1 pseudogene is annotated in these 991 nt (G+C 61.6%); it reads left to right on the forward strand.

The features are described from left to right. Nucleotides 1–663: pseudogene (locus tag NKH22_RS31470) on the forward strand (IS110 family RNA-guided transposase); the annotation flags it as partial. Nucleotides 664–991 lie beyond the last annotated feature (328 nt).

Here is a 991-nt window from a genome sequence, read left to right on the forward strand (position 1 = left end):
TCCTCGTTGCGCGACGCACGGTCCTCAATGAAATGCGGACGATCGAAAACGTCGTCAGGGCCATTCTGCGGGAGGCCGGCATCAAGCTCGGCACTCCAGGCCGCGCAGCCTTCGCCCATCGCGTGCGCGAACTGATTGGCGCAGATACGGTCATCCTGGCGCTTGTCGAGCCGCTTCTGGCGATCGTGGCAACGATGTTGCGCGAGTTCGGGCGACTGACAAAGCAGGTCCTCAATATCGCCCGCAAGGAGCAAGTCTGCCGGCGCCTCATGTCCGTGCCCGGTGTGGGACCCATCACCGCGCTCGCCTTTCGTGCCACAGTCGATCAGCCGGACCGCTTTCGCCGATCGAGGGATGTCGGAGCGCATTTGGGTCTGACCCCGGCACGCTATCAATCTGGCGAGACGGACATTCAGGGCAAGGTAAGCCGATGCGGTGACGAACTCGCCCGCACGGCCCTCTATGAGGCGGCTCATTCGCTGCTTGTGCTCAGCAAGAAATGGTCGAGCCTCAGAGCGTGGGGTATGAACGTCGCCAAGCGGCCGCGGTATGGCCCGAGCCCGAGTTGCTGTTGCTCGCAAGCTCGCTGTCATCCTGCATCGCATGTGGAGCGATGCGACACAATTCCGCTTCGGCAAGGCACCCGGCCCCGTATCGGCATGAAATACGGGATAACGGACCAACGAAGGAGGAGTTGGTTCCGCCCGAAGGGGCGTGATCCGGATCGTTCCCGTGGGGACGATGGGCAAGGCGATCTCGTTAGTGTTTGGACCGGAGACATCGCGAACAGGTGTGCGAGGACATCGCGAACAGTTTGGCGTGCTTTCTCTCCCAAGGTCGTTCAACAGATTGAGAGGCCACGCTCCACTGACCCCATCATGCGGCGGCTTAACGTCGACCGCGAAGAGAAGCGAGTGACCCCCGGCGCGACATGGTCCGGAAAAATATCAGGAGGAGCTTGACCTCAACGACCCCAATCAGAGAAGCCTGC

Source organism: Mesorhizobium sp. M1252, assembly GCF_040318265.1.
GTDB lineage: Bacteria > Pseudomonadota > Alphaproteobacteria > Rhizobiales > Rhizobiaceae > Mesorhizobium.